At 65.4% G+C, this 24,793-nt stretch carries 24 protein-coding genes; 15 read left to right on the plus strand and 9 right to left on the minus strand.

Going from position 1 to position 24,793, the window contains the following annotated elements; genetic code table 11:
• Nucleotide 1 precedes the first annotated feature (1 nt).
• The 4 genes from livM (at nucleotide 2) to I6F16_RS30795 (ending at nucleotide 4,155) form a co-directional block, all read left to right on the plus strand.
• Complete coding sequence (gene livM, locus I6F16_RS30780; RefSeq protein ID WP_225114385.1) at nucleotides 2-1,321, plus strand: high-affinity branched-chain amino acid ABC transporter permease LivM; 1,320 nt, start codon at nucleotides 2-4, stop codon at nucleotides 1,319-1,321.
• Nucleotides 1,318-2,151, plus strand: coding sequence for an ATP-binding cassette domain-containing protein (locus tag I6F16_RS30785; RefSeq protein ID WP_225114384.1), 834 nt, complete (start codon nucleotides 1,318-1,320; stop codon nucleotides 2,149-2,151). Before livM ends, I6F16_RS30785 begins: the two co-directional genes overlap by 4 nt.
• Nucleotides 2,148-2,885 carry an ABC transporter ATP-binding protein gene (locus tag I6F16_RS30790; RefSeq protein ID WP_025037253.1) on the plus strand — a complete coding sequence of 246 codons (738 nt, stop codon included), beginning with the start codon at nucleotides 2,148-2,150 and terminating at the stop codon, nucleotides 2,883-2,885. The genes I6F16_RS30785 and I6F16_RS30790 overlap by 4 nt, the downstream gene beginning before the upstream one ends.
• A 151-nt stretch (nucleotides 2,886-3,036) precedes the next feature.
• Nucleotides 3,037-4,155: a branched-chain amino acid ABC transporter substrate-binding protein gene (locus I6F16_RS30795; RefSeq protein ID WP_036012868.1), complete on the plus strand. Its 1,119-nt coding sequence runs from the start codon at nucleotides 3,037-3,039 to the stop codon at nucleotides 4,153-4,155.
• 94 nt (nucleotides 4,156-4,249) lie between these two features.
• On the opposite strand, the gene I6F16_RS30800 is transcribed toward I6F16_RS30795, so the two are convergent.
• Complete coding sequence (locus I6F16_RS30800; RefSeq protein ID WP_225174262.1) at nucleotides 4,250-4,636, minus strand: response regulator; 387 nt, start codon at nucleotides 4,634-4,636, stop codon at nucleotides 4,250-4,252.
• Nucleotides 4,637-4,871: 235 nt separating this feature from the next.
• On the opposite strand from I6F16_RS30800, the gene I6F16_RS30805 reads away from it, so the two are divergent.
• Genes I6F16_RS30805 through I6F16_RS30815 form a run of 3 tightly spaced genes read left to right on the plus strand, consistent with a single transcriptional unit; the run spans nucleotide 4,872 to nucleotide 9,000 of the window.
• On the plus strand, nucleotides 4,872-7,685 hold the full coding sequence (locus tag I6F16_RS30805; RefSeq protein ID WP_036043571.1) for a PAS domain S-box protein: 2,814 nt from the start codon (nucleotides 4,872-4,874) through the stop codon (nucleotides 7,683-7,685).
• Nucleotides 7,686-7,740: 55 nt separating this feature from the next.
• The gene (locus I6F16_RS30810; protein ID WP_225174263.1) at nucleotides 7,741-8,739 is read left to right on the plus strand and encodes a P1 family peptidase; all 999 of its coding nucleotides are present in this window, start codon (nucleotides 7,741-7,743) and stop codon (nucleotides 8,737-8,739) included.
• Nucleotides 8,740-8,787: 48 nt separating this feature from the next.
• On the plus strand, nucleotides 8,788-9,000 hold the full coding sequence (locus I6F16_RS30815; RefSeq protein WP_036027804.1) for a KTSC domain-containing protein: 213 nt from the start codon (nucleotides 8,788-8,790) through the stop codon (nucleotides 8,998-9,000).
• Nucleotides 9,001-9,013: 13 nt separating this feature from the next.
• On the opposite strand, the gene I6F16_RS30820 is transcribed toward I6F16_RS30815, so the two are convergent.
• Nucleotides 9,014-9,766 (minus strand): EF-hand domain-containing protein, encoded by a 753-nt coding sequence (locus I6F16_RS30820; protein ID WP_225174264.1) that lies wholly within the window; start codon nucleotides 9,764-9,766, stop codon nucleotides 9,014-9,016.
• A 254-nt stretch (nucleotides 9,767-10,020) separates the two neighbouring features.
• Between I6F16_RS30820 and rpe the strand changes: the two genes are divergently transcribed.
• Genes rpe through I6F16_RS30835 form a run of 3 tightly spaced genes read left to right on the plus strand, consistent with a single transcriptional unit; the run spans nucleotide 10,021 to nucleotide 11,996 of the window.
• Entirely contained in the window at nucleotides 10,021-10,722 is a 702-nt protein-coding gene (gene rpe, locus I6F16_RS30825) for a ribulose-phosphate 3-epimerase (protein ID WP_036012875.1), read from the plus strand.
• Between the two features lie 47 nt (nucleotides 10,723-10,769).
• Nucleotides 10,770-11,786, plus strand: coding sequence for a hypothetical protein (locus I6F16_RS30830; RefSeq protein WP_225174265.1), 1,017 nt, complete (start codon nucleotides 10,770-10,772; stop codon nucleotides 11,784-11,786).
• A gap of 54 nt (nucleotides 11,787-11,840) precedes the next feature.
• Nucleotides 11,841-11,996 carry a hypothetical protein gene (locus tag I6F16_RS30835; RefSeq protein WP_225130793.1) on the plus strand — a complete coding sequence of 52 codons (156 nt, stop codon included), beginning with the start codon at nucleotides 11,841-11,843 and terminating at the stop codon, nucleotides 11,994-11,996.
• Nucleotides 11,997-12,023: 27 nt separating this feature from the next.
• Here I6F16_RS30835 and I6F16_RS30840 read toward each other — a convergent pair whose 3' ends face one another.
• From I6F16_RS30840 to I6F16_RS30860, 5 genes are all read right to left on the minus strand, one after another.
• Nucleotides 12,024-13,457 (minus strand): bifunctional serine/threonine-protein kinase/universal stress protein, encoded by a 1,434-nt coding sequence (locus I6F16_RS30840; RefSeq protein WP_225174266.1) that lies wholly within the window; start codon nucleotides 13,455-13,457, stop codon nucleotides 12,024-12,026.
• A gap of 3 nt (nucleotides 13,458-13,460) precedes the next feature.
• Complete coding sequence (locus I6F16_RS30845) at nucleotides 13,461-14,201, minus strand: metallophosphoesterase family protein (protein ID WP_225174267.1); 741 nt, start codon at nucleotides 14,199-14,201, stop codon at nucleotides 13,461-13,463.
• Nucleotides 14,202-14,319: 118 nt separating this feature from the next.
• Complete coding sequence (locus I6F16_RS30850) at nucleotides 14,320-14,925, minus strand: hypothetical protein (RefSeq protein WP_225174268.1); 606 nt, start codon at nucleotides 14,923-14,925, stop codon at nucleotides 14,320-14,322.
• Complete coding sequence (locus tag I6F16_RS30855; protein ID WP_036012886.1) at nucleotides 14,918-15,604, minus strand: hypothetical protein; 687 nt, start codon at nucleotides 15,602-15,604, stop codon at nucleotides 14,918-14,920. Before I6F16_RS30855 ends, I6F16_RS30850 begins: the two co-directional genes overlap by 8 nt.
• The gene (locus I6F16_RS30860) at nucleotides 15,601-16,371 is read right to left on the minus strand and encodes a MotA/TolQ/ExbB proton channel family protein (protein WP_057029496.1); all 771 of its coding nucleotides are present in this window, start codon (nucleotides 16,369-16,371) and stop codon (nucleotides 15,601-15,603) included. Before I6F16_RS30860 ends, I6F16_RS30855 begins: the two co-directional genes overlap by 4 nt.
• Before the next feature lie 198 nt (nucleotides 16,372-16,569).
• Here I6F16_RS30860 and I6F16_RS30865 point away from each other — a divergent pair, with 198 nt between their 5' ends.
• The 3 genes from I6F16_RS30865 (at nucleotide 16,570) to I6F16_RS30875 (ending at nucleotide 19,017) form a co-directional block, all read left to right on the plus strand.
• Entirely contained in the window at nucleotides 16,570-17,940 is a 1,371-nt protein-coding gene (locus I6F16_RS30865) for a histidine kinase (protein ID WP_036027819.1), read from the plus strand.
• Nucleotides 17,941-17,947: 7 nt separating this feature from the next.
• Entirely contained in the window at nucleotides 17,948-18,601 is a 654-nt protein-coding gene (locus I6F16_RS30870; protein ID WP_225114375.1) for a response regulator transcription factor, read from the plus strand.
• Nucleotides 18,602-18,711: 110 nt separating this feature from the next.
• Nucleotides 18,712-19,017 carry a hypothetical protein gene (locus I6F16_RS30875; RefSeq protein ID WP_074448241.1) on the plus strand — a complete coding sequence of 102 codons (306 nt, stop codon included), beginning with the start codon at nucleotides 18,712-18,714 and terminating at the stop codon, nucleotides 19,015-19,017.
• Nucleotides 19,018-19,052: 35 nt separating this feature from the next.
• Here I6F16_RS30875 and I6F16_RS30880 read toward each other — a convergent pair whose 3' ends face one another.
• Complete coding sequence (locus I6F16_RS30880) at nucleotides 19,053-19,640, minus strand: TetR family transcriptional regulator (protein ID WP_036012895.1); 588 nt, start codon at nucleotides 19,638-19,640, stop codon at nucleotides 19,053-19,055.
• Nucleotides 19,641-20,203: 563 nt separating this feature from the next.
• Between I6F16_RS30880 and purB the strand changes: the two genes are divergently transcribed.
• Both purB and I6F16_RS30890 read left to right on the plus strand, forming a co-directional pair.
• The gene (purB, locus tag I6F16_RS30885; protein ID WP_036027821.1) at nucleotides 20,204-21,511 is read left to right on the plus strand and encodes an adenylosuccinate lyase; all 1,308 of its coding nucleotides are present in this window, start codon (nucleotides 20,204-20,206) and stop codon (nucleotides 21,509-21,511) included.
• A 168-nt stretch (nucleotides 21,512-21,679) separates the two neighbouring features.
• Nucleotides 21,680-22,852, plus strand: coding sequence for a M20 aminoacylase family protein (locus tag I6F16_RS30890; protein WP_036012899.1), 1,173 nt, complete (start codon nucleotides 21,680-21,682; stop codon nucleotides 22,850-22,852).
• 19 nt (nucleotides 22,853-22,871) lie between these two features.
• Here I6F16_RS30890 and I6F16_RS30895 read toward each other — a convergent pair whose 3' ends face one another.
• Nucleotides 22,872-24,704 carry a caspase family protein gene (locus tag I6F16_RS30895; RefSeq protein ID WP_249785662.1) on the minus strand — a complete coding sequence of 611 codons (1,833 nt, stop codon included), beginning with the start codon at nucleotides 24,702-24,704 and terminating at the stop codon, nucleotides 22,872-22,874.
• Nucleotides 24,705-24,793 lie beyond the last annotated feature (89 nt).

The following is a 24,793-nucleotide window of genomic DNA, read 5'->3' on the forward strand; positions in this document are numbered from 1 at the left end:
CGTGACAGCTCCCTCCACCCACACGACCAAACCTGCAACGGGCATCCCCGCTCTCCTCAAGACCGCCTTCATCAACGCAGTGATCGCGCTGGTGCTGTTCTCGCTGATGGTGGGCGTCCGCACCGAGGCGGGCTCCGACGGCCAGCTCACCTATTGGACGCGATTCGGCGAGCTCGCCTCCCTCGTCGCCGCGGTGTTCGGCGGCTCGATCGTGATCGAGCTGCTCAGGCAATGGATCGGCCCGGCCGGCACCGAGCAGCTGGTGCCGCCAGCGTTGCAGAAGGGCGTGTCGCTGGTCGGCCGCTACCTTGCGCCCGCGCTGCTGATCTTCACGCTGCTGGTGCCCGTGATCTTCTATAACCAGCGCTACATCCTCGACCTCGCCATTCTCGTGCTCACTTATGTGATGCTCGGCTGGGGCCTCAACGTCGTGGTCGGGCTCGCCGGCCTGCTCGATCTCGGCTACGTCGCGTTCTATGCCGTCGGCGCCTATTCCTACGCGCTGCTCGCCACCAATTTCGGCTGGTCGTTCTGGATTTGCCTGCCGCTCGCCGGCATCCTCGCCGCATTCTGGGGCGTGCTGCTCGGGTTCCCCGTGCTGCGCCTGCGCGGCGACTACCTCGCCATCGTGACGCTCGCCTTCGGCGAGATCATCCGCCTCGTCCTGATCAACTGGCAGGATCTGACCGGGGGACCGAACGGCGTGTCCGGTATTCCGCGTCCGACCCTGTTCGGCATTCCGCTGAGCAACACTGACGATGGGCTGGCCAACAAGCTCGGCATCGAGTACTCGGCGACCCACCGTATCGTCTTCCTGTTCTATCTGATCCTGGCGCTGGCGCTGCTCACCAATTGGGCGACGATCCGCCTGCGCCGGCTGCCGATCGGGCGTGCCTGGGAAGCCTTGCGCGAGGACGAGGTCGCCTGCCGCGCGCTCGGCATCAACACCACGACGACCAAGCTCACGGCATTTGCGACCGGCGCCATGTTCGGCGGCTTCGCCGGTGCGTTCTTCGCCACCCGCCAAGGCTTCATCAGCCCGGAATCCTTTACCTTCCAGGAATCGGCGCTGGTGCTCGCCATCGTCGTGCTCGGCGGCATGGGCTCGCAGCTGGGCGTCGCGCTCGCCGCGCTGGCGATGATCGGCGGCTTCGAGCTGTTCCGCGGCCTCGAGACCTATCGTATGCTGGTGTTCGGCTGGGCCATGGTGCTGATCATGATCTGGCGGCCACGCGGCCTGGTCGGCCATCGCGCGCCGACCGTTTATCTGAAGAAGGCGCAGGCCATCTCCTCCGACCTCGTCAAGGAAGGACACGGATGAGCGGCGACAAGATCCTCAGCGTCGACCGGCTGACGATGCGCTTCGGCGGCATCGTCGCCGTGCAGGATCTCTCGTTCGCCGCCGAGCGGAAGAAGATCACCGCGCTGATCGGGCCGAACGGCGCCGGCAAGACCACGGTGTTCAACTGCATCACCGGCTTCTACAAGCCGACCGGCGGCGCCATCCGCCTCACCCACGATGACGGCAAGGAAATCGCGCTCCAGCGGCTCAACGACTTCTGTATCGCCAAACAGGCCAAGGTCGCGCGCACGTTCCAGAACATCCGCCTGTTTCCCGGGATGACCGTGCTCGAAAACCTGATGGTGGCGCAGCACAACATGCTGATGCGCGCCTCGGGCTTCACCTTGCTCGGCCTTGTCGGCGCGCCCGCCTATCGCGACGCAGAAAAGCGCGCGATTGATCTCGCCTCCGACTGGCTGAAGCGGGTCAACCTGCTGGACCGCGCCGACGACGCGGCCGGCAATCTCGCCTATGGCGATCAGCGCCGCCTCGAGATCGCGCGCGCGATGTGCACCGAGCCCGCACTGCTGTGCCTTGACGAACCGGCTGCCGGCCTCAATGCGCGAGAGAGCGCCGCGTTGAACGAGCTCCTGCTTTCGATCCGCAACGACCTGGGAACGTCGATCCTCCTGATCGAGCATGACATGTCGGTGGTGATGGAGATCTCCGACCACATCGTGGTGATGGATCACGGGGTGAAGATCGCACAAGGCACGCCGCGCGAGGTGCGCGACGATCCCAAGGTGATCGCCGCCTATCTCGGCGCCGACGAGGAAGAGGCCATGGCCGTCATGGAGAGCGGATCGTGACGGCGGCATCCCCCCTGCTCGCGATCCGGGGCCTGCGCGCGGCCTACGGCAAGATCGAGGCCTTGAAGGGCGTCGACGTCGACATCAATTCCGGCGAGATCGTGGCGCTGATCGGCGCCAACGGCGCCGGCAAGTCGACGCTGATGATGACGATCTTCGGCAAGCCGCGCGCCCGCGCCGGGCAGATCCTGTACGAGGGCAAGGACATCACGGCCGTCCCGACCCACGAGATCGCCCATTTGCGCATCGCGCAGTCGCCCGAAGGCCGCCGCATCTTCCCGCGCATGAGCGTCGCCGAGAACCTCCAGATGGGGGCCGACGTCACCGAGAGCACGCCGGCGGAACGGGAGAGCACACTCGAGCGCGTGTTCGCCCTGTTTCCCCGCCTGAAGGAACGTTTCGCCCAGCGCGGCGGAACCCTGTCCGGCGGCGAGCAGCAGATGCTGGCCATCGGCCGCGCCTTGATGAGCCGCCCTCGCCTGCTCCTGCTCGATGAACCCTCGCTGGGGCTCGCCCCGCTGATCGCGCGGCAGATTTTCGACGCCATCCGCACGCTGAACCGGCAGGACGGCCTGACCGTGCTGATCGTCGAGCAGAACGCCAACCACGCCCTCAAGCTGGCCCATCGCGGCTATGTCATGGTCAACGGCCTGATCACGCTGGCCGGCAGCGGCGCCGAATTGCTGCAGCGCCCCGAAATCCGCGCCGCTTATCTGGAAGGCGGCCGGCACTGACCGGCCCCGCCCTGCGCGAGAATGCGGCTAGATATCTTGGCGTATGCCCGTATTTTGCCGGTGACTTCTCCTCGAATTCATTCAAGAATGGCGCCGGTTTGAACCGGGCATGCCCGGCAACTTCCACAGGCGACCACCCGCGAGGTATCTCATGAAATCACTGAAGCTCATCGGTCTGGCATTCGGCGCATCGCTCGCGCTATCGAGCGCGGCATTCGCGCAGGATGTCACCGTCGCAGTCGCAGGCCCGATGACCGGCGGCGAGTCCGCCTTCGGCCGCCAGATGAAGAACGGCGCCGAGATGGCCGTCGCCGACATCAACGCCGCCGGTGGCGTCAACGGCAAGAAGCTCGCGCTCAACGCCGAGGACGACGCCTGCGATCCGAAACAGGCCCGCTCGATCGCGGAAAAGATCGCCGGCGCCAAGATCCCGTTCGTCGCCGGCCATTTCTGCTCGTCGTCTTCGATCCCGGCCTCTGAAGCCTATGCGGACGGCAACGTCCTGCAAATCACCCCGGCTTCGACCAACCCGCTCTTCACCGAGCGCAAGCTGTGGAACGTGGCGCGAGTCTGCGGCCGCGACGACCAGCAGGGCCTGATCGCCGCGCAGTACATCGCCAAGAACTACAAGGGCAAGAACATCGCGATCCTCAACGACAAGACCACTTACGGCAAGGGTCTTGCCGACGAGACCAAGAAGGCGCTCAACAAGGCCGGCATCACCGAGAAGATGTACGAATCCTACAACAAGGGCGACAAGGACTTCAACGCGATCGTCTCGCGCCTGAAGAAGGACAATGTCGAGCTCGTCTATGTCGGCGGTTACCATCAGGAAGCCGGCCTCATCCTCCGCCAGATGCGCGATCAGGGCATGAAGACGGTCCTGATGTCGGGCGACGCGCTCGCCGACAAGGAGTACGCCTCCATCACCGGTCCCGCCGGCGAAGGCACGCTGTTCACCTTCGGTCCCGACCCGCGCAACAAGCCGACCGCGAAGAAGATCGTCGAGGCGTTCAAGGCCAAGGGCATCGATCCGGAAGGCTATACGCTCTATACCTACGCTGCGCTGCAGGTCTGGACGCAGGCGGTCAAGAAGGCCGGCACCACCGACGCCAAGAAGGTCATGGAGACCATCAAGGCCGGCAAGTGGGACACGGTGCTCGGCCCGATCGAAATTGACGCCAAGGGCGACCTCAAGCAGATCGACTATGTCGTCTACAAGTGGGACGCCAAGGGCAATTACGCCGAACTCGGCGCCAAGGGCTCTTGATCGAGAATGCTCTTCGGGGATCCCGATCAGCGATCCCCCGAAGGCTCCCGCCATCGCGACCACGCCCCGGCTTGCCGGGGCGTTCTTTTGCCGGTCAGACCGCGGCCGAAATCTCGTCGCCGGCCGCGGCCTGGGCCTTCCGTAGGGCCTGCAGCAGATCGTTCGGCCGAAACGGCTTTTGCAGGCCGACCACGTTGGCGAGGTGGGGCGATTGGTCCATGAAATCGAGTGCCGTCATCCCGGATACCGCAATCACCGGCAGCGCCGGCGCGCGTTCGCGCAAGGCGGTGATGACGTCGACGCCGCCGGTATCACCGAGGAAGATGTCCACAATCGCCGCGTCAAAGCGCCCTTCCGTAAAGGCCTTCAGCCCCGACGCGCCGCTTTCGGCCTCCACGACCTCGAAATGGTTGACCCGAAGCACGATCGCCACCATCGCGCGGACGTCCTTCTGGTCGTCGATGATGAGAACGCGGGGCATGGGGGCAAACTCCCGATCTCGAAATCAAAATCGCCTGTTTCAAGCCTGGAACCGGCCGCAGCGGCAGGGCATTATGACACCGCCCAGTAAAGTGCCCCTTACCAATCCCTGTTCCGTGCTCTCACCGAAATTAGGTAAGCTGTAACCCTCGGTTGAGTCGTAAACCGGTTCCGTGACCACCTGCGCCCAGAACCCGCTACGATGAACGGACTGTCGGCGAATGAGACTAGCGGAGATGCTCAAGCCCATCGACTCGCGCGAAATGGACGTGCCTGCGCCGATCGACCGAAGCACATTTCTGTCGACCCTGCCGGCCACGTCGGCCGACCGCACTGCAGCATTGACGATTGTCGGTGTGTCCTCGCTCCTGTTCGCCGCAGCCGTGCCCTTCGCCGGTACCCCGCTCCTGCCGGTGCCAGCCTTCGTCGCCAGCTATCAATCCGCGCTGGCCGTGAGCGACATCGTCACGGCAGTGCTGCTGCTGTCGCAATTTGCGATCCTGCGCACCCGCGCGCTGCTGTGGCTCGCCAGCGGCTATCTCTTCACCGCCGCGGCGGCGCTGGTTCATGCCCTCACCTTCCCAGGGCTGTTCACCCCGACCGGACTCCTGGGCGCGGGCCGACAGACCACGGTGTGGCTCTACATGATCTGGCACGCCGGCTTTCCGCTCTGCGTGATGGCATATGCCTGGCTGAAGGAGAAAGACGGTGGGCCCCGGATCCGCGGCGCGGTAAGCACCGCGATTTATGCCTGCGGGCTCGGCGTCGTCGCCGCGATGGCGGTCTTCGCCTGGATCGTCACCGCGCAGCACGATCTGTTGCCGGTCCTGTTGAGCGAGGGCCGCTACACGGCGACCATGATCGGCGTCGTGTCCTTCGTGTGGTCGCTGAGCTTTGCCGCGCTGGTCTCGCTCTGGTTCCGCAGGCCGCATACGGTAATCGACATCTGGCTCATGGTGGTCATGTGCGCCTGGCTGTTCGACATCGCCCTGTCGGCGATCGTCAACGTCGCGCGCTTCGATCTCGGATTCTATGCCGGCCGGCTCTACGGCCTCGCCGCGGCGACCTTCGTGCTCGCGGTGCTTCTGATCGAGAATGTCCGCCTCCAGGCGCATACAGTGGGCCTCGTCGGAAAGCTGCGCCAGCAATCGGCCTCGCAACGCGACTATTTCGGCAAGCGCCTCGCGCTGTACGGCGCCGTGGTCGAATCCTCCAATGACGCGATCATCACCAAGTCGCTCGACGGCATCATCACCAGCTGGAACAAGGCCGCCGAAAACCTATTCGGCTACTCCGCCGCCGAGGCCGTCGGCAAGCCGATCGACATCATCGTGCCGCCGGATCGCAAGGGCGAGATCAGAAGCACCCTCAACCAGATCGCCAGCAATGAATCGATCGCCCAGCACGAGACGGTCCGAATCCGCAAAGACGGCCGCCCGCTCGACGTCGTCCTGAACGTCTCGCCGCTGCGGACCGACGATGGAGAGATCATCGGCGCTTCCAAGATCGCCCACGACATCACGGAAGAAAAGCAGGCTAGAGAGAAGCTGCGCCGCGAGACCGAGGAACGCCAGCGGATTTTCGAGACATCGCAGGACCTGATCCTGGTCACCGACGGCTACGGCAATTTCGTCCAGGTCAGCCCGAGCGTGCAGAACATTCTCGGCTACAGCCCCGAGGACATGGTCGGGCACAGCGCGATCGAGTTCATCCATCCCGACGATCTCGAGAAGACGCGGAGCGAGATGCGCGCGGCCCGTCGCGGCGCGGTCAAGCGCAGCTTCGAGGCGCGCTACTACCATTACGACGGTCACGAGGTCACGCTGAACTGGATGGGCACCTGGTCCGAGCCGGTGAAACGCCACTTCTTCATCGGCCGCGACCTCACCGACAAGCAGGCCGCCGAAGCCCAGCTCCGGCAGGTCCAGAAAATGGACTCGATCGGCCAATTGACCGGCGGCGTCGCCCACGACTTCAACAACGTGCTGACCGTGATCACGGGCACGATCGGCATTCTCAGCGACGCGGTCGCCGACCGGCCCGATCTTGCCGCGATCACCAAGCTGATCGACGACGCCGCCGAGCGCGGCGCGCAGCTGACCAAGCACCTGCTCGCCTTCGCCCGCAAGCAGCCGCTGCAGCCGCGCGAGATCGACGTCAACGCACTGGCGCTCGAAGCCGCCAAGCTCTTGCATCCGACGCTCGGCGAGCAGATCACCATCATGCCGCAGCTCACCGAGGATGCCTGGCCGACACTGGTCGACCCGGGCCAGCTCTCCACCGCGATCCTCAATCTCGCACTGAACGCGCGCGACGCCATGCCCGAGGGCGGTACCCTGGTGCTGGAGACGCGCAACATCTTCCTCGACGACGGCTATGCCAGCATGAACCCCGACGTCGTTGCCGGCAATTACGTCATGATCGCGGTCAGCGACACCGGCACCGGAATTCCTGCCGAGCTGATCGACCGGGTGTTCGATCCCTTCTTCACGACCAAGGAGGTTGGCAAGGGCACTGGCCTCGGCCTCAGCATGGTGTTTGGCTTCGTCAAGCAATCGGGCGGGCACATCAAGATCTACAGTGAGGAAGGCCACGGCACGAGCGTGAAGATCTACCTGCCGCGCTCGACCGGTGTGCAGGAGACCGAGTTCGAATCGCTCCAGAATGCGCCAATCACCGGCGGTAACGAGAAGATCCTGATCGTCGAGGACGATGCCTTGGTGCGGCAGTATGTCGTGACGCAGGTCAAGAGCCTCGGCTATACCGCGCTCGAGGCCGCCAACGGCGCCGAGGCGCTCAATATCATCGACAGCGACGAGACCATCGACCTGCTGTTCACCGACATCATCATGCCCGGCAACATGAATGGCCGCCAGCTGGCCGACGAAGCCCACAAGCGCCGCCCCGACCTGAAGACGCTGTTCACCTCGGGCTACACCGAGAACGCCATCGTCCATCACGGCCGGCTCGATTCCGGCGTGCTGCTGCTGGCCAAGCCCTACCGCAAGTCCGAGCTCGCCAAGATGCTGAGGACCGCGCTCGCCGGTTGAGCCTGCGGCATTGCTGCGCTATCGCAGATCGTGAATTCTCAAACACGAGGCCGCCTTGAAGAACCTTCTCACCGATATCGCCGGCGTCCGGGTCGGCCACGCCGAAGATCCGAAAGTCGGTTCCGGCGCGACCGCGATCATCTTCGATTCTCCTGCGATCGCCGCGATCGACGTGCGCGGCGGCGGCCCCGGCACGCGCGAGGATGCACTGCTCGATCTCGCCAACACGGTCGAGCGCGTCGACGCTATCGCGCTGTCGGGCGGCTCGGCCTTCGGCCTCGACACCGGCGGCGGCGTGCAGGCCTGGCTCGCCGAGCAGGGCCGCGGCCACCGGGTTCGCGAAGCGCTGATCCCGATCGTGCCGGGGGCGATCCTGTTCGACCTGCTCAATGGCGGCGACAAGGCCTGGGGACGCTTCTCGCCGTATCGCGACCTCGGCTATGCCGCGGCGACTGCCGCCACCACCGCGGATTTCGCGCTTGGCAGCGCCGGCGCCGGCTTCGGCGCCACCACCGCGACGTTCAAGGGCGGGCTTGGCTCGGCATCGGCCGTGACGCCGAGCGGAATCAAGGTCGCGGCGATCGTCGCCGTCAACGCCGTGGGCAGCGTCACCGTCGGCAATGGCCCGTGGTTCTGGGCGGCGCCGTTCGAAGTGGACGGCGAATTCGGTGGACGCGGCCTGCCGGACAAGTTCACCGAGGACATGCTCCGCATGCGCATCAAGGGCGGTCCTGCCGCGAGCGCGCGCGAGAACACCACCATCGGCGCCGTCGTGACCAACGCGGCGCTGACCAAGCCCCAGGCCAAGCGGCTGGCGATGATCGCGCATACCGGCTTCGCCCGCGCGATCTATCCGGTGCATGCGCCGACCGACGGCGACGTGCTGTTCGCCGCCGCCACCTGCGAAACGCCGATCGAGCCGCTGGTTGGCCTCACCGAGCTCGGCACGATCGCCGCCAACGTGGTCGCCCGCGCGATCGCCCGCGGCGTCTACAGCGCGACGGCCCTACCGTTTCCGGGCGCGCAGGCGGCTTGGAAGGACCGGTTCGGCTAGAAACGAAACCGTCACCCAAGCGTTACCCGGCGGACAAGGTGTGCGGCCATGCCCTCTTCCGTGATCCGCTTTTTTCGCTATGCGCCAGAGAGACGCGAACTGAAGGTGACGTTCGTCAGCGGGCGCCTCTATGTCTATGAGGATGTTCCGCCCGAGATCGCTGCTGCGTTCAGGGATGCGCGCGCAAAAGGAACGTTCTTCAATCGCGAGATCCGCGACCGCTATGCCTGTCGTGACATCACGCACGAACTTGCCGGGTAACTTCGGGACGCGCTCACACGCTGATCGACATCGATGAAGCTGCTGATCCCGCAGTGGCCTGCGCCTGGCGCTGCATCATCTGCCCGAACCAATCATAAGGCGAATTGCCGCCACTTTTCGCATTCGACGAGCCGGCGGCGCCCGGCACCGTGGTCGACATCTTGAAGCCGTCGGCATAGGTGACGATGGTGGTGGTCGAGCCGTCGGCATTGGTCGTCGTGGTCGACGTCGAGCCGCGGCTGGATTGCGACGAGGAATCCGAGCCATCGCCCGCGCCTTCCGCGTGATCACGGCCGTGACCGCCCCTCAGCGCCTTCGTCATCTCGCCGAGATTGACGCTGCCATCCGCATTCGCGTCCATCTTCGAGAACACGTCGTCGGCCTGGGCCAGGTTGGTGCCGCCCGCGCCGAGCGCGTCCTCGAACTCGGACTTGGTGATCTTGCCGTCGGCGTCAGCGTCGATCTGCGAGAACAGATCCTTCAGCGCAGCCTCCCGGCCCTTCGACGACGAGGATGTGCCGTTGGCCGACTGGCCCTGCGCCGCGAACAGCGCATTCATCGTCTCCGCCGAGATCTGCGGATATTTACCTGCATTGACCGACGAGGTCGCGCCGGTCGTGCTGCTGCTGCCGCTGTCGATTGCGAACGGATTGGTCGGCGCGCTCTGCGAGGAGCCGGTCTTGTGCGCCGCCGACGACGATTTCGCGTTTGTCAGCGACTGGATCGCGTCGAGCGCGCTCGATACCGCACCAAGGGCGAACAACATTGCACAACTCCAACAGGATGCGGCATGCCGCGACCAATGTTCTGCGGCTCAAGTCAGCAAGCGCCGTGCCATCGCGAAAATCTCAACGAATTCCGCATCCGTCGGGTCGTGCAGGCCGCGGGAACATCGGCAATTCATGCCGCCGGCGGCAGAAATTTCCGCCCACAGGAAGCCCGCCCTCCTGCATTGCCCGGCACAAGGGCCCATGTTAGGCGAGGCCATTCGTCGTCCGTACGCCCCCGGGAAAACGCGCCATGACCCAAGCTTTCGCCCCCCGCCCCCTGGCCATCGCGCCCTCGATCCTGGCCTCGGACTTCTCCAAGCTCGGCGAGGAGGTGCGCAGCGTCGACGCCGCGGGCGCCGACTGGATCCATCTCGACGTGATGGACGGGCACTTCGTTCCGAACATCTCCTACGGCCCTGACGTCATCAGGGCGATGCGCCCGCACACCAAGAAGATCTTCGACGCGCATCTGATGATCTCGCCCTGCGATCCCTATCTCGAGGCCTTCGCGAAGGCCGGCTGCGACCACGTCACCGTGCACGCGGAGGCAGGTCCCCATTTGCACCGCTCGCTCCAGGCGATCCGCGCGCTCGGCAAGAAGGCCGGCGTCTCGCTCAATCCGGCGACGCCGATCAGCGCGCTCGAATACGTTCTCGACCTCGTCGACCTCGTGCTGGTGATGTCGGTCAATCCCGGCTTCGGCGGCCAGGCCTTCATCCCCTCCGCGATCAACAAGATCCGGGACATCCGCGCGATGGTTGCGGGCCGCCCGATCGACATCGAGGTCGACGGCGGCGTCGGCCCCGATGTCGCGGGTGCGCTCGCCGCGGCCGGCGCCAACGCTTTCGTCGCGGGCACCTCGGTGTTCAAAGGCGGCACGCAGGAGGCCTACAAGACCAACATCGCCGCGATCCGCAACGCGGCACTTGGGGCACGCGGCGAGGCGATCTGAGACCATCGCTATCCGAACCGGAGCCGCGGCCGCTACGACCAAGTGGAATGGATAAACTCCGCGCCACTCCGTTTACTGCCGGCCTGCTTCGTCTTCTCGCCGAGTCCCTTCATGATGGAGAGCAAGTGGTCTGGCAGGGGCAGCCCGACGCCATCGCCAACGCGACAATGTGGCGATTTCTCTGGTGGATCGGATTTCCCTGGTTGTTGCTGACCGTCATCGCCGTCAGCAACGATTCGATCGACCAAGCGACCCAACCTCTGGCAATGATTGGAGTTGGGATGATTGCAGCTCCGTTCGTGATGCTGCTGCAAGACCTGCAGACGCTTTATGTGATCACCGACCGCCGCGCGCTGATCGTGCGCACGGCCTGGAGCAGACGCAGCGTGACCGCTACTTCGTTCGACGCCATGGATGAAGTGTTCGAAATCCTCGACATCGGCGGCGGCGTCGGCCACCTGAACTTTGCGTCAGGGCGCTCGACCCGTTCGCCCGATACCGACTACACCGGGCGCTATGGGTTTCGCTGTGTTCGAGACGCAAGGCGCATCCGGGATATCCTCGATCATGCGCGCACCGGCAAAGTACGTCGGTCGCACGCGGGAAGAACTGCGGCTTCCACGGGTTCTGCAAGGCGCAAGCTTAAAATTGTAGCCTTGGTCCGTACTCATCCGGACTTCCCTGATTCGCGCAAATCACTGCAAGTGATTCCTGCCTGTTTCGCGGGAGCACATCATGACGACGACCCTGGTTTGGACTGGCGTGGCGTTGTGGATTGGTTTCAGTGCGTTTGTGGTGTTCGGTCCCTCGGCCGGACCGGTCGAGGCCCCGGCACGTCCGGCCCGCAACATCCGTCGCGACCGCACCAGGGGCTGACGTCCATGCAGATCGCACTCGTGAGGCGTCAGCCGAAGCGCCGGTGCCGGATTCCACGGCGCCCGCATCCGAGCCTCGATTATTTCTTCGGCCGCCTCGAGCGCGGCGATGGCACGCTGGACGACGATGCCGGGCTCGACAATTCGGACCTCGACCTCCGTTCGCCCGGCTCGCCGCGCCGACACTAAGACCTCTTTTCCGGACCGCCCATGAAACCGCATTGCCCGAACTGCCTGAAGGAAATGACAAAGGCGTCCGCGTCGCGTAACCTGTTCAATTGCGAGCCCTGCCGCGAGATCATCCAGTATTTCGGCGGCAGCGCCGATCACGGCGAGCCGGGACCGCAATTCTCCTGGCCGATCCGCCGCAAGCGCGCATTTGCCGTCCACGCGGCCTGATCCGGCCCGCAAATCGCCCCGGCCGGCCTAACCTTCGCCGGCATCCGGCCCGCCGCCGTCCCCCGCCAATCGCGGCGGCCGCACCACGGTGACGGTGCAGCTCGCCTCCGAGGCCACCTTGGCCGACACGCTGCCGAGCAGCATGCGCCGGAACGAGCTCTGTCGCGCGCCGATGATGACGTGGTCGACCTGGTTGGCCTTGGCAAACTCCAGGATCGCGGCGGCGGGATCGACCGCCTCCAGCACATGAGCCGACAGCCGGCTCTCGTCCAGCTTGAGCGGCGTTGCCCAATGCCTGAGCGCGACCAGACGATCGATATGCTTGTTGGAGCCCTGCTCGTCCAACGTCCGATCGATCGCAATCCGGTTCAGCTTGAGCACGTTGACGCAGGCAAGCCGCGCCGAGGGCAAGGTGGCGAGGATGCGCTGGGTGGTCACGCGCAGCGCCTCGTTCAGCTCCGGAGCGCCCTCCGCCGTGTCGAGCGCAACGGCGAGGATCGGGCTCGATGCGATCTGGGCTGCGACATCCGATTTCGCGCGCGGCACCATTGCGCCCTGGTTGAAGCGCCGGCGCCAGACGATGCCGAGGGAATCGCGCTTCACCCGCTCCGAGCGCGCGGTGAGCTTGACCTGGTCCGGATAAGCGAGATCGAAGGCAAGCTGGGCCGCAGTCGGATAGCGCCACACCGGCTCGATCTCCAGACAGCGCAACACCACCTCCTGAAGCCAGGGCGGATAATCCGCACGAAGCTTCCGCGGCGGATGCGGATCGCGCCACAGCCGGCGCCGCATCGCCCGCAGCGTCTCGCCCTCGCCGAACGGCCGCTCGCCGGTGGTGAAGAAATAGAGCAGCACGCCGAGCGAAAACACATCGCTGCGCGGATCGTCGCGCACCCCGAGCAGCCGCTCGGGTGCCATATAGGGCGCGGTGCCGTAAGGCAGGCGGAATTCCTCCTGCAACAGGTCCGGCAGGTGGTTGTGATGCGACAGGCCGTAGTCGATCAGCACCGCCTCGCCGCTCTCGCGGACCATGATGCTGCTCGGCTTGATGTCGTGGTGGATCACGTTCTGCCGGTGCAGATCCGCAAGCGCCGTGGCGATCCTGGCGACGAGCTGCCGCGCCTCGTCATAGGGCAGCGGCAGGTCGGGGAGCCGCTTGTACAGCGTGGCACCTGGAATGCGTTCGATCACGACATAGGCTTGGCGGGCGAAATCGCCGGTGCCGAAGCAGGCCGGCACGTGCGGCCCCGCGAGCCGCGGCAGGATCATCATCTCCATCTCGAAGGAAACGATCGCGGCGGCGTCTTCGCCCTCCGACACCCGCGGGATCTTCATCAGCAAGGGCACGTCGATGCCGGGATGGGTGACGGTCCACAGCGTCGCCATGCCGCCGGCATGAACGCATTCGCCGATCGTAAAACCGTCGATCTCCGCGCCTGACTTGACCAGGGGTTTGGGCATCCGTCAGCGCCCCTGCAACAAGCGGTCGGCAAGCCAAGCCGGCAGGCCGTTGTCGCGGATCCTGCTCGCTGCGGTCTCGACGTCATAGGGCGCGCGGCAATAGGTGATCTGGCACGACTCGGTGTCGAACAGTGCGAAGGCCGCCGACGGATCGCCGTCGCGGGGCTGGCCGACTGAACCTAGCACGGCGAGCCATTGCCGTCCGCGCAGGAGCTGCACGGGGACGTCGGACTTCGGCACGAAGCTCGTCATCTTCGCCGTCACCGACATCGAATAGAGCGCCGGCCTGTGGATGTGGCCGCAAAAGGTGACGTGAGCCCGTGTCGCAATCAGGCTCTTGGCGGCGTCCACGGTCGAGCGGACATAGTGCCAGCGCTGGGGATGCGAGGCTTCCGCATGCACGAACAGGCGGCCATCGTCCTCCACCTGCATCGGCAGTTCGGCCAGAAACCGCCGCTGCGCCGTGTCGAGGCGGCCGCGGGTCCATTCGATTGCGATCTGCGCCTCGGCGTTCATCGTCTCGGCGGTGGAATTGATCGCCTGGTCATGATTGCCGCGCACCGCGACGGCGCCCTGCGCGACCAGCTCCATCGCGGTGTCCACCACCCATTCCGGATCGGCGCCATAGCCGACGAGGTCGCCGAGCAGGACGAAGCCCTCCGCGCCCTTCGCACGCGCGATCTTCAGGCAGGCCTCGAACGCCTGCCTGTTGCCATGGATATCCGAGAAGACAGCGAGAAGCACGCACCCTCCACCCCTCAAATTCTTATTCGGGGCCGATGAGGCCAAATTGAGGGAGGTCAACAGGATGCGCCAGCACTGGGCCGTTTGCCAGCGCTGCTCTGCGGTGATGGTGATGGGCCTATTGCTCGTCCTTGGGCGGCATCCGGGGCGGCGGAATCGGCGTGAACACCGCGTCCTGGGCACCGGCCGGCGGCGCAGTGAACTCGCCGGTCGAGGAATCGCCGCCGCTGGTCTCCAGGATGGTCTTCGGCGTCACATATTCTCGAACCAAGTCGATCAGGCTGCCGTCGCCGCCGCCGAAATCCGCCGCGCGCCCTCCTTGCGGATGTCCGGCCGCGATCTCGTTCTCGGCGGCGTGGGTCTTGTCGGCCAGCCGGTCATTGTACGGCACACGAAAAGCGCGCGGGATGCCGCTCGGGCGATTGTCCTCGTCCAGCGCCTCGACCCAGAGATAGATCGAGCCGGGATCGCCCTCAAGCGAATGCGGCTCGACGATGCGGGCCTTCAGCAGCTTGAAGGTGGTCGGCAGCCGCTCCGTGCTGGCCCAACCGAGCAGGCCGCGCATTTCGGTGAAGCTGACGATGTAGAAGGTGCTGGTCACGACCACGGCGACCGCCTTCAGCGACCAGTGCAGCCGCGCATAGACCAGAACGACCAGCAGCAGCGCGCCGATGACGGCATACGTGACCGATAGCGTCAGGATGACCGTTTGCAGGTTACTCACGGCGTACCCTCGTAGCGTTCCTGCTCACACCGGTCCTGGCATCGAGATCGCCGCCGTTGCGCCAGCTGCTGCGGAACGTCTCCAACAGCGATTTCGGCCGCTGATCGACATCGACGACCTTGCCTTCCGCATCGATCCGGAATCGGACCGCGGTCTTCTCGTCGCCGGTGTGGTCGAGCGTGAACTTGTTGTCGAAGATCACCTGCGCGGTGGGATTGAGCTTCTGCACCTTCACACCGGCCGTCACAGGCTCGCCGGTGGTGGCGACGAAATGCGAGACGTTCACGACGTACTCGCCGGCGAGGATGCCACGCACGGTGACGATCTCCTCGCGGATCGGCGAGGCGATCTTCTTGCCGTTGACGATGATGAAATTGTTGGCCCCGCCGCGGTCGTCGCGGTCGAGCGTGAGGAAGCCGGCCTCGCGGTGGCGATACCAGGCGATGTTGCCGGCGGGATCCTGCACGAACAGGTCGAGATCGTCGGGGTGGTTGTCCGGCCAGTCCAGCGTGATCATGAACTCCGCCTTGGAATCGATCTTGCCGTCCTTGGCGTCGGGGGAGACCGCCAGCAGCGCCAGGAAGAACAGGAAGGCGATCACCTGGAGCGCCTTGAACAGCATCACGCCCAGCGGGTCGAACGGCTCCTCGCGCGGATAGAGACCGAAATCATCCATCATGACGGCGTTCCCGAACCCTTGCGCTCCAGCACCGGCGTCACATAGGTCTCGGTCAGCACCACCGCGTCCGAGAACACCCGCTGGGTCGCGGCGTCGAGCATGTAGTACTGGATGCGGATCAGGATCGAGCCGACAAGGCCGGCCAGCGTCGTGTACATCGCGATCGCCATGCCGTCGCTCATCAAGCCCATCGAGGAGCGCATCGCGACCTTGTCGGCGGCGTCCAGCCCCGCGATCGGCGCCAGCATGATGATGAAGCCGATGATGGTGCCGAGCAGACCGAGCTTCATCAGCGTATCGGAGACGAAGGCGCCGAACCCGTTGGAGCCGCGCAAGCGATCGGCGAGATTACGTAGCAGCAGCGTCTGGTCGACCGGCCGGTAATCCTGCGCCGCGGCCTTGGTCACCAGGCTTTCGATGTGGTCGCGCACCAGACCGCGCGGCAGCGCCACGGCGCTCGCATCGAGCGCCTTGCTGCCGCCCGCTGCCGACAGCACCGCGCGGCAGCGCCGCGTCGCCGCCCCTTCCCGCGCGATGGCCCGGGTCCGCAGGAAGCAGTGGCCGCAGGTGAGGACGTAGAGCGCCGCGATCACCGCTGAAATGTAGGTGCGATCCGAGGTCAGCATCAGGTGAATCAGGCCGAAGCGCCACAGCAGCACGACAGCGAAGATCGACAGCCCGGTGAAGATCATCCAGAACAGCAGCGCGCTGCGCTCGGATGGATCGGCAGCCTGGCTTGCGATTGGTCCAATCGTCATCGAACTCATGCTGCACCGCTCCTGGCTTGCAGGCGCCGGCCTGCAACGTGTCCTCACCGATTAGATCAAAGCCGCCGTTTCAGGTCCAAAGACCCATGCCCAATCCGGCTTGGGAAATTTGCCCGAGCTGCAATCCCTAGCGTTCTGCGATTGGCAAGGCACGGCGGCGTTGTTAGGCTGACCTTAGCAAACGTCGGGGGTGATCGCATGCGCCTCGTGCTTCAGCTTGTAGCTCGCCTGCTTCTAATCGTAGCGCTGTGCCTGGGAGCCGCGACCGTATGGGCCACGTTCGATGCCTATCGCAGCGTCGATCGGGCGACGGCGGCGTCGGCGCAGCGGGTCGCGCAGGCGCTTCAGGCGCTGTATTGGCGCGAGCTGTTGTTGCGCAGCAGCAGGGCGCGCGAGCATCTCCTGCCGGTTCCGGAGTGGCGCACGCTGGAGACGATGAAGCTGATCTCGCCCGGCGTCTGCGTCGAGTTCCAGCCCGCGGCGGCCTTCGAGAAGCCGCTCTGCGGCCAGAGCGAGGGGCTGGGCAAGACGCCGCCGCGCTGGTTCGCCGCCATCGTGCCGAGCTTCCTCGGCAGCCACGCCGAGGTGGTGCGGCCCGTCAGTCCCCGCGCCGCAGCCGCCGGCGCCGTCGTTGCGACGCCCCATGCGGCCGCCGCGATCGCGCTCGCCTGGGACTACGTCCTCAACGTCATCGACGTCGCGCTGCTGATGGCGGCGGCGATCGCCCTGCTTGCTTCGCTCGCCATCGCGCACGCGCTGGCGCCGGCGCGCGCGATCGTCACCGCGCTTCAGCGCATGGCGCGCGGCCAATATCGCACCAGGCTGCCGCGCTTCCGCTCGATGGAGCTGGCGATGATCGGCAGCGCCGTCGGCGAGCTCGGCGGCCGGCTGGAGGAAGCGACCGAGCAGCGCGCCGCGCTGACGCGCCGCCTGATCGAGATCCGCGACGACGAGCGCCGCGCGCTCGCCCGCGAGCTGCACGACGAGTTCGGGCAGAATCTGTCCGCCATTCTCGCCTTCGCCAACACGATCGAGACGGCGAGTACGAAGCGGCACAAGGATGATGGGATCGCGCAGGACGCGCGCATGATCTCGCAGGCGACGCACCATCTGATGGCCTCGCTGCGCGACGCGCTGAACCGGCTGCGCAATCCGCTGCCGGAGGAGCTCGGGCTCGAGGCGAGCCTGGTCAATCTCGTCGACAGCTGGCGCTCGCACAGCGCCGCGCGGCCGGCGATCCAGCTCGATCTCAGGGGCGACCTCACCGACATCAGCGGCCCGGCCGCCACCACCGCCTATCGAGTCGCACAGGAATGCCTGACGAACGCGCTGCGCCACAGTGCAGCGCGCGAGATCTCGCTCCGCGTCGAGCGGCGCGCCGGCGAGGACGATGCGCTGCTGATCCGCGTCGAGGACGACGGCGGCGGCGATGCGGAGCGCGTCGCGCAATCGGCCGGCTTCGGCCTCACCGGAATCCGCGAGCGCGTCACGGCCGCCGGCGGATCGCTGTCGATCCTGCCCGCGAACCGCGGCCTCAGCATCGCCGCCACCATTCCGCTCGCTGCATGAGGCCGGAATGAACGAGGTGGCGGCAACAGGCATCTCCGTGCTGCTGGTCGACGACCATCCGATCGTGCGGCAAGGCTATCGGCGCGTGCTGGAGAGCCAGGGCGATTTGCATGTCGTGGCGGAAGCCGACAACGCCGCCGACGCCTACGGCGCGTTCAAGGCGCATGACCCCGACGTGGTGGTGCTCGACATTTCGATGCCCGGCGCGAGCGGGCTGGAGGCGATGCGCAACATCCGCGCCCGCAGCCCGCGTGCGCGCATTCTCGTCTTCACCATGCACAATGAGGCCGTGCTGGTGAAGTCGGCCTTCGGCGCTGGCGCCTCCGGCTTCGTCACCAAAAGCAGCGAGCCGTCCGCGGTCGTGAATGCCATCCGCAGCGTCGCCCGCGGCGAGCGCGCCATGAGCGATGACATCGCGCATGTGCTGGCGGAGGACAGCCTGTCCCCGACCGGCTCGGTGCTGGACCAGCTGGGCGAGCGCGAGATCGAGATCTTGCGCCAGTTCGCCGGCGGCGCCACCACCGAAGAGATCGCGGCGCATCTCAATCTCAGCGTCAAGACCGTGCAGAACTATCACTACCTGATCAAGTCGAAGACCGGCGCGCGCACCGATGCGCAGCTGGTGCGGCTCGCCGCGACCTGCGGGCTGACGAGGATCTAGCAGCAAAGCTGCCGCACAGCCTCATCCCTCGCGATCCTCAATCTGCCGAACGAAATTGGAACGGTTCCGATCCGGCTCCGGTTAGTACGGCAGACAAGGAGTAAAGGGTCATGAGTAAGGGTCACCCCAAAGCAGTCGACCATCCCCCCATCATCACAGTAGGCGAGCTCATCGACGAACTTTGCCGTCTGCCGGACACCGCCATCGTCCACTTTCGCTGCCCGATGTTCGATCAGGAGCTGACATTCTACCGGCTTCGAAGGCGATCGAAGGATGCCGTCGAAATCGCGGTCAACGCTTATCCGGATAGTCCGCCGGTCGTGCCATCGTCCGATCCTGCCTTCCACACGCGCAGACATTCGGCATCCGCACCCTTGCCCCGCGACGGCGCCGCTCTCCAGAAAACGCGAGGTTGATTGACAGCACCCAGGGCTGAACGGGTTCTGCGGCCTTAGGCCGCCTTCAGCCCACGCAGCAGCAGCGCCAGCGTCGCATCGAGGCGCGCGGGGAGATCGGCGTCCTTCCATTCCTCGGCATGGGCCGGATGGTGGAAGCGGACGGTCGCATCGAAGATCGCGCGCGCGGTCACCTTGACGTCGCCTACGGCGAACTCGCCCTGCTGCACGCCGTCGGTCAGGATCGCGGCGATCTGGTCGATCATAGTGTCCTTGTGGCACTTGACGGCCGCGCAGGCCTCACGCGCCAGAGTCAGATAAGTCTCGAACATTTCAGGATCGTCGAGCACACGCGAACGCTTGGCCGCGAACAGCGTGCGCAGCCAACGGTCGAGCCTGTCGGGCGCCGAGCCCTGCTCCCTGGCGATCGCCAGCAGCGGGGCGTCGATGCGGTCCAGCCAGCGCTTGGCAACGGCCTCGCGCAGCGAGGCCTTGCTGGGGAAATGACGGTAGACGCTGCCGTGGCTCACATCGAGCGCACGGGCAACGTCGACCACGGTGGCCTTGGCAAGTCCGTAACGCCTGAGCACGTCCTCGGTGACTTCGAGGATCCGCTCCGGCGTCAAGACAACGGCTTCATTCATGCCAGCACCATGTTCCCATTCAGGGCTCAGTTTACTCCGGCAGTAGGGCTGCTTCCGAAGCGCCCTGGCCGGTCGTTTCGGAAAGCCTATGCCTTAATGCGGCAGTTTTGCAGCCTGCGCCGCGATCTGGCGCGCCACCAGCAAATTGAGCCAATGCCCAATCACGCCGGTGAAATTGAGGATTTCGGTCGTCATTGTCTAAGTCTCCATTCGTCCGCGGTCCCCGCTCTTCAATCCGCCCTCCGATCCGAGCGTGGCTCGGATGTCGGGCTCCCCGGGGCTTGTCGCGGGACGCCCAATCGGAGCGTCCGAGAACGGATATACACGTCCCGCTGACAGATTTCAATATCTGTCAGTCAATGATCCGTGATTGACAGTTGATATCTGCGGCCAGGCGCCGCCATCCCGGCCGGCCGGTCCGGTGGAAAGGTCGGCGATGCCCTTCTTCCGGGGCCCAGACCGTTTGTTTCGCCCTGCCTGCTCTGTTACATCACGGCGTAAAAAGCATTTTGGCCGGCGCCGCCGTTCTCGGGACCGCCCGCCCACCTTCCTGGAGCCGCCCCATGATCCCCCGCTACACCCGCCCGGAAATGGCCTCGATCTGGGAGCCGCAGACCCGGTTCAAGATCTGGTTCGAGATCGAGGCGCATGCGGCGGACGCCCTCGCCGAGCTCGGGACCATCCCCAAGGAGGCCGCCCGGACGGTCTGGGCCAAGGCCAAGGACGCCATCTTCGACGTCGCCCGCATCGACGAGATCGAGCGCGAGACCAAGCACGACGTCATCGCCTTCCTCACCCACCTCGCCGAGATCGTCGGCCCCGAGGCGCGCTTCGTGCACCAGGGCATGACCTCCTCCGACGTGCTCGATACCTGCCTCAACGTCCAGCTCACCCGCGCCGCCGACCTGCTGCTCGCCGACCTCGACAAGGTGCTGGCCGCGCTGAAGAAGCGCGCCTTCGAGCACAAGATGACGCCGACTATCGGCCGCAGCCACGGCATCCATGCCGAGCCCGTCACCTTCGGCCTCAAGCTCGCTTATGCCTATGCCGAATTCACCCGTGCCAAGGACCGTCTGATCGCGGCGCGCAAGGAGGTCGCGACCTGCGCGATCTCCGGAGCCGTCGGCACCTTCGCGCAGATCGATCCGCGCGTCGAAGAGCATGTCGCCAAGGCCATGGGCCTGGTGCCGGAGCCGATCTCGACCCAGGTGATCCCGCGCGACCGTCACGCGATGTATTTCTCGACCCTCGGCGTGATCGCCTCCTCGATCGAGCGCATCGCCGTGGAGATCCGCCACATGCAGCGCACCGAGGTGCTCGAGGCCGAAGAGTTCTTCTCGGAGGGACAAAAGGGCTCCTCCGCCATGCCGCACAAGCGCAACCCGGTGCTGTCGGAGAACCTCACCGGCCTCTCCCGCATGGTGCGCGCCTATGTGACGCCGGCACTGGAGAACGTCGTGCTCTGGCACGAGCGCGACATCTCGCACTCCTCGGCCGAACGCATGATGGGCCCGGACGCCACCGTGACGCTCGACTTCGCGCTGGTGCGCCTCGCCGGCCTGATCGACAAGCTGCTGGTCTATCCCGCCAACATGCAAAAGAACCTCGACCGCCTCGGCGGCCTCGTGCATTCGCAGCGCGTGCTGCTGGCGCTGACGCAGAAGGGCGCCAGCCGCGAGGACGCCTACAAGCTCGTGCAGCGCAACGCCATGCCGGTCTGGCGCGGCGAAGGCGACTTCCTTCAGCTGCTGAAGAAGGACAGTGAGGTGAAGACATATCTCACCGACGCCGAGATCGAGGAGCAGTTCGACCTCGGCTATCACCTCAAGCACGTCGACACGATCTTCAGGCGCGTGTTCGGGGAAGCGTAGGATCGTAGGGTGGGTTAGCCGTGCGGCCTGCGCGAAGCGCAGTCCGCTGGGCGTAACCCACCTCTTTCGCTCCCACGGAAACCGTGGTGGGTTACGCCAAGTGGATGCGCTTGCGCATCCACGGGGCTAACCCACCCTACAAACGACAACCAGAAAGCGGATTCCCTCATGCCCATCGTCAACCGCGTCGCCGCCCTCTCCGACGAAATGGCCGCCTGGCGCCATGACTTCCACGAGAACCCCGAGCTGCTCTACGAAGTCCACCGCACCGCCGGCATCGTCGCCGATCGCTTGCGCGAATTCGGCTGCGACGAGGTGGTGACGGGCATCGGCCGCACCGGCGTGGTCGGCGTGATCCGCGGCCGCAAGTCGGCCTCCGGCAAGACCATCGGCCTGCGCGCCGACATGGACGCGCTGCCGATCATGGAGACGTCGGGCGTGTCTTATGCCTCGAAGGTCCCCGGCAAGATGCACGCCTGCGGCCATGACGGCCACACCGCGATGCTGCTGGGCGCGGCCAAATATCTCGCCGAGACGCGCAATTTCGACGGCACGGCCGTGATGATCTTCCAGCCCGCCGAGGAAGGCGGCGGCGGCGGCAAGGCGATGGTCGAGGACGGACTGATGACGCGCTGGAACATCCAGGAGGTCTACGGCATGCACAACATGCCGAACCTGCCCGAGGGCCATTTCGCCACCACGCCGGGTGCGATGCTCGCCTCCTCCGACAACATCCAGATCACGGTCCGCGGCAAGGGTGGCCACGCCGGCGCCGGTCCGCACAAATCTGTCGACAGCGTGCTGATCGGCTCGCAAATCGTGAACGCGCTGCAATCGATCGTGGCGCGCAACGTCGATCCGCTGAAATCGGCGGTGATCTCGATCACACAATTCCACTCCGGCACCGCCTTCAACATCATCCCGGAGGTCGCCGAGCTCGCCGGCACCGTGCGCACGCTCGACCCCGAAGTGCGCGATCTCGTCGAACGCCGCATCGGCGAAGTCGCCGACAGCATCGCCCGCGCCTATGGTGGCTCGGCCGAAACGAAATACACGCGGATGTATCCGGTGACGATGAACCATGCCCGCGAGGCCGCACTCGCCGCCGACGTCGCGCGCGACATCGTCGGCACTGAGCGCGTCAACGACAAGTTCGTCCCGATGATGGGCGCCGAGGACTTTTCGTTCATGCTGGAAGCACGCCCCGGCGCGATGGTGCTGGTCGGCATGGGCGACGGCAACGAGTGTCACCACCCGGCTTACGTCTTCAACGACAACATTCTGGGTCACGGCGCCTCGTTCTGGGCGCGGCTGGTGGAAACACGAATGCCTGCGGGGTAGCAGGCGGGCAATCACCAGCTCAGTTGCAGACTTCGACCATGCTGGTGCCGCCGCCGGCCGTTTGGCCGGCAGTCCTATTGCCCCACGTCTCGAGCCGACAACCCTGCCGGACCGGCCGGCACCCTGCACTGTTGCAAAAGACCTGACCGGTCGCCTGCGGTTTTGACGGCGCGGACTCGCTTGCCTTCCGCTCATCGTCTCGCGGTCTGGAATTCTCGCGCGTCGCAACCGGCTTCTTCTCCTGCACCTTTTCGCATTCGTTATCGTCGTTGACACGATAACCGGCCCGGCAGGTGATCTTCACGCATTGGTCGCCGTCGGCCTTGAATCCGAAATTGCACACCAGCGGACAGACCCGTCCCGGCTTGGCCTTCAAAGCATCGAGTGCGTCGACGCTGGCCAGCTTCACGTCGAACTTGGTGCCGGAATATTTGTTGAAAAGCGTCAGCGAGCGCTGCGCGGCCGAACTCCACTCGCCCTCCGCCGCCGAGGTAAGACAGCCGACGCGGCGCAATTCGCTCTGCACGGATTTCGTGAGTTCGGCCGGGGATAAGGTCGTCTTCGGCCCGGGCCCGGGCGCGAGCGCGGCCACTTTCTGGTTCTCGACCTCGGGCATCTGCCGATCGGCGGCCGGCTTTGCAGCCTGCTCCGCTTTCTCTGCCGCCTGCTTGGCCGCCAGCTCGGCCTTGGCCCTCTCTGCCGCCTGTTTCTCGGCCAGCGCTTTCGCGGCCGCCGCCTCGGCAGCTTTGCGCTGCTGCTCGGCCGCTTCCGCCCTGGCCTGTTCAATCTGCTTTTGCTTCTCCGCAGCGATCCGCGCCTCTTCAGCGGCTTTGGCCGCAGCAGCCGCCTTCTCCTGCTCGGCTTTCTGAGCGCGCTCGGCGATAAGCCTTGCCTTTTCCTGCTCGGCCGCCTTGGCCTTTTGCTCGGCAGCCAGACGCGTCTCTTCGGCACCGATCTTGTTCAACTGTCCCTTGGCGAGGCTGGCATAAAAGCCGTCCGGATAGGTCGCCAAAAAGGCTTCCCAGGCATCGCGCGTCGCAAGCTGGAGCGCGAGCTCGTAGTCCCTGCGAACCGCGTCCTGAGGGTTTGCCTGCGGACCGGTTGCGGCCGGCTTCATTACGAGCGGCACGTCGTCGCCGCCGAGCGAGCCATAGACATAGGGCTCTTGCTTGTAGCCGGTGCTCTTGAGCACGTCGTCGCGCACGAAGCCGAACGCCTTGCGCAGATCGAGGCCCGGCTTCGGCAGGTGCTCGACCAGCGCGGCAGCAAACGGACTGTTGCGAGAATCGCCGTCGGATGCGGTCGAGCCGGCCTTCGCGGCGAAGGCAATCATCGTGTTCGGGCTGGTTGGCTCGACCTTAGCGAGGCCGCGTCCGATCGCCCGCGAGGCCAGCGTGCGCTTCATCGTCTTCGCAAAGGGGTTGTCGCGGCAGGCATCGAGGATGATCAGGCGCAGCTGCTTGGCCGGCTCGACCGCGAACAATGCGCGCTCGACAGGAATGGTTTCGTCGAGAACGTCGCCATCCGTCTCCAGCGTCGCGTCGGTCGGAATGAGATAATTGTTGCCGTCGAGCTCGATGCCGTGGCCGGCATAGTAGATCACCGCCATGTCCGCATCGCGTGACCTGCCGGCGAACTCGCGCAACATGCGCCTCATCTCGCTCGCACTGAGATCCAGCCTGACGTCGACGGAATCGAAGCCCGCCTTCTTGAACATGCCGCCGATCAGCGTGGCATCGTTCGCGGGATTGGTGAGCTTGGGCGCGCTCTTGTAGGCGGAATTGCCGATGACGAGCGCGACCCGCCGATCGGCGTGTGCCGATCCGCAGGCCAGTAAGGTCGCAAAAATCAATAAACCAAATAGCCGAAACGGAATCACTGCAGCCCCCTCGGATGCAATTTCCTGAGACTATTCGGAGCGCCGACGAAAGCCAAATTTTT

It is taken from the genome of Bradyrhizobium sp. IC4060, from assembly GCF_020193715.1.
Classification (GTDB): domain Bacteria; phylum Pseudomonadota; class Alphaproteobacteria; order Rhizobiales; family Xanthobacteraceae; genus Bradyrhizobium; species Bradyrhizobium yuanmingense.